This window comes from Streptomyces europaeiscabiei (genome assembly GCF_001550375.1).
In the GTDB taxonomy this organism is placed as follows: Bacteria; Actinomycetota; Actinomycetes; order Streptomycetales; family Streptomycetaceae; genus Streptomyces; species Streptomyces europaeiscabiei.
In genome coordinates this window covers 1-2,916 of record NZ_LRTR01000305.1, presented here as the reverse complement: position 1 = coordinate 2,916, position 2,916 = coordinate 1, and the positions used below count along the sequence as shown (strand labels likewise).

General features: G+C 72.1%; 2 protein-coding genes. Both read left to right on the top strand.

Going from position 1 to position 2,916, the window contains the following annotated elements; genetic code table 11:
* Positions 1-327 precede the first annotated feature (327 nt).
* Complete coding sequence (locus AWZ10_RS14970; RefSeq protein WP_060891290.1) at positions 328-2,595, top strand: acetate--CoA ligase family protein; 2,268 nt, start codon at positions 328-330, stop codon at positions 2,593-2,595.
* Positions 2,596-2,653: 58 nt separating this feature from the next.
* Positions 2,654-2,916: enoyl-CoA hydratase/isomerase family protein (locus AWZ10_RS14965; RefSeq protein WP_167365953.1), on the top strand; the 263-nt coding region annotated here is incomplete at its 3' end.

Here is a 2,916-nt window from a genome sequence, read left to right as displayed (position 1 = left end):
GGCTCGGCCCAGCCCCACCCCCGGCCCGGCCCGCGCCCCCCGTTTCACGGGCGCACCCTGACCGCACCCGCCGCCCCGGGCTTCACCGTGCCGCCCGCACGCAGCCACAAGGCGAACGTCCCGCTCCGCGCTCGGCCGCAGACAGACGCGCCCGTAGACGTCTGACCGCCACCCCGCGCGGGTACAACTTCCTTACTGCCGCGTAACTTTGCCCGCACACCCATTCCTGACACAGCGTCAGTTCAGTAGTCTTGAATCTGACGTGTCGTCAGAAACGTGAATGCGTCACGTCACTGAATTGGCTGTCACACAGGAGCGGGCGGACCGATGCTTGGATCAACCCACGGCACCCTCACCACCGACTCCCGCCGGGCCCGGGCCATCGCGTGCGGCGAGCACCCGACGCAGGTCGTGCACGGCAGGCCCGCCGAGGCCGGCGACCTCGACGTCAGCGGACGCCCGCTGTACGCCGACGTCCCCGATCTGGACCGATTCTTCCGCCCTGAATCCGTGGCCGTCGTCGGCGCCTCGGACACGGAGGGACGGCCGAACACCGGGATCACCCGGCAGCTGCTCGCCTGGTCCGAACGGGTCGGCGCCCGGCTGCACCCCGTGCACCCCACGCGCGAGTCGGTCTTCGGTATCCCCTGCGTCCCTTCCGTCGCCGACCTGCCCGAACAGGTCGATCTCGCCGTACTTCTCCTCTCCGATCCCCTCCCCGTGATCGACGAACTGGCCGAGGCCAAGGTGAAGTTCGCCGTCGCCTTCGCCTCCGGTTTCGCCGAGACCGGCGAGGAGGGTGCCGCCGCGCAGGAGCGGCTGGCCGCCGCCGTGGCCCGCGCCGACGGTCTGCGGCTGCTCGGCCCCAACACCAACCTCAACGCCTTCGAGCGCTTCCGCGACGACCTCGACGGCCCGTCGATCGCGCTGATCACCCAGTCCGGCCACCAGGGCCGGCCCGTCTTCTCCCTCCAGGAACTCGGCATCCGCCTCTCCCACTGGGCCCCCACCGGCAACGAGGCCGATCTGGAGACCGCCGACTTCATCTCCTACTTCGCCGAGCGCCCCGAGGTCGGCGCCATCGCGGCCTACGTCGAGGGCCTCAAGGACGGGCGCGCCTTCCTCCTCGCCGCCGACCGGGCCGCCCGGCGCGGTGTCCCCGTCGTCGCCGTCAAGGTCGGCCGCACCGAGACCGGCGCCCGCACCGCCGCCTCCCACACCGGCAAGCTCACCGGCGCGGACGCGGTGGTCGACGCGGCGATGCGGCAGTTCGGCGTGATCCGCGTCGACGGGCTGGACGAACTCCAGGACACGGCCACCCTGCTGGCACGGGCCCGGCGACCCCGCACCCCCGACTCGGCCACCCCGGGCTCAGCCGCCCCAAGGCCCGAGGGCGTCGTCGTCTATTCGATCTCGGGCGGCACGGGCGCGCACTTCGCCGACCTGGCGACCGAGGCCGGACTGCCCCTCCCCACGCTCTCCGAGGCCAAGCAGGCCGAGCTGCACCAGTGGATCCCCGACTATCTGAGCGTGGCCAACCCCGTGGACAACGGCGGCCATCCGGTGGGCGACTGGCGCGGCCCCCGCATCCTCGACGCGATCCTCGACGACCCGGCGGTGGGGGTGCTGATCTGCCCCATCACGGGCCCCTTCCCGCCGATGAGCGACAAGCTCGCCCAGGACCTGGTGGCCGCGGCGGAGCGGACGGACAAGCTGGTGTGCGTGGTGTGGGGGTCGCCGGTGGGCACCGAGGCCGCGTACCGCGAGACGCTGCTGGGGTCGTCCCGGGTGGCGACCTTCCGTACCTTCGCCAACTGCATCACGGCCGTCCGCGCCCACCTCGACCACACCCGCTTCACCAGCGCCTACCGCTCCCCCTTCGACGAGGCACCGCGCTCCCCCTCGCCCTCCTTCCGCAAGGCGAAGGCGCTGATGCGGCCGGGGCAGCAGCTGAGCGAGCACGCGGCCAAGCAGCTGCTGCGCGCGTACGGGATTCGCGTGCCGCGCGAGCAGTTGGTGACCAGCGCGGCGGCGGCCGTACGCGCGGCGAGCCTCGTCGGCTACCCGGTGGTGATGAAGGCGTCCGGCGCCCGCATCGCCCACAAGACGGAACTCGGCCTGGTGAAGATCGGCCTGACCTCCGCGAGCCAGATCCGCGACGCCTATCGCGAACTGACCGACATCGCCCGCTACGAGGACGTCTCCCTCGACGGGGTGCTGGTGTGCCAGATGGTCGAGCGGGGTGTGGAGATGGTCGTGGGCGTCACCCACGACGACCTCTTCGGGCCCACGGTCACGGTCGGCCTCGGCGGTGTCCTCGTGGAGGTCCTGCGCGACTCCGCCGTACGCGTGCCCCCCTTCGCCGAGGACCAGGCCCACGCCATGCTCGCCGAACTGCGCGGGCGGGCCCTGCTGGACGGGGTGCGCGGGGCTCCCCCGGCCGACGTGGACGCTCTCGTGGAGGTCGTACTCCGTGTGCAGCGCATGGCGCTCGAACTCGGGGACGAGATCGCGGAGTTGGACATCAACCCGCTGATGGTGCTGCCGAGGGGGCAGGGGGCCGTGGCCCTGGACGCGCTGGCGGTGTGCCGCTGAGCGCCGGCGCAGCACACCCAGGGCCGCCATCACTCCTCGTAGCAACAGGAGCACCCACATGTCCGCTTTCCCCTCCGAACATCCCGAAAAATCCCGTGACTCATTGATACGGCACGCCACTGACAACGCCGTCTCGTGGATCACTCTCAACCGCCCCGAGGCGATGAACGCGATCACCCCCGACCAGCGGGAACGCCTCATCCGCCTCCTCGCCGACGCCTCCGCCGACCCCGCCGTACGCGCGGTCGTCATCACCGCGACGGGCCGGGGCTTCTGCGCGGGGGCGGACCTTCGGGGCGCGGCTACCGGCGGCGGACCGGC

What these genes read in the sequence shown, in the direction of transcription:
- AWZ10_RS14970 (WP_060891290.1), top strand. Translation starts at nt 328, where the DNA reads ATGCTTGGATCAACCCACGGCACCCTCACCACCGACTCCCGCCGGGCC.